The sequence below is a fragment of the Pseudomonas persica genome, assembly GCF_900291015.1.
In the GTDB taxonomy this organism is placed as follows: domain Bacteria; phylum Pseudomonadota; class Gammaproteobacteria; order Pseudomonadales; family Pseudomonadaceae; genus Aquipseudomonas.
In genome coordinates this window covers 1-258 of record NZ_OLKL01000222.1, presented here as the reverse complement: position 1 = coordinate 258, position 258 = coordinate 1, and the positions used below count along the sequence as shown (strand labels likewise).

Below are 258 nucleotides of genomic sequence, written 5' to 3'. Positions count from 1 at the left end.
AGCACGTACAGCATCTTGTCGCCGTGGCGCCACGCGATCAGTACCGCCAGCAGCGCGCCGAGACCGAGCCACAGCGCAACCTGCGTCCACGGCGCGGGCCCGCTGACCGCGGCCCCGGCATGGTGCGCCGGTGGTTCGGCATCATCGAAGCTGGCCAGCTCGTCGGGCGAATACTCACGGGTGCTGACCACCGTCCAGGTGATCGCCGCCAGCAGCACCACCGCGCCGAAGTAGAACGCATAGCGCACGGTATCGGGC

At 69.4% G+C, this 258-nt stretch carries 1 protein-coding gene; it reads right to left on the bottom strand.

Annotated elements, in window-relative coordinates; genetic code table 11:
* Positions 1–258: SLC45 family MFS transporter (locus tag FQ664_RS26350; RefSeq protein ID WP_144175928.1), on the bottom strand; the 258-nt coding region annotated here is incomplete at both ends.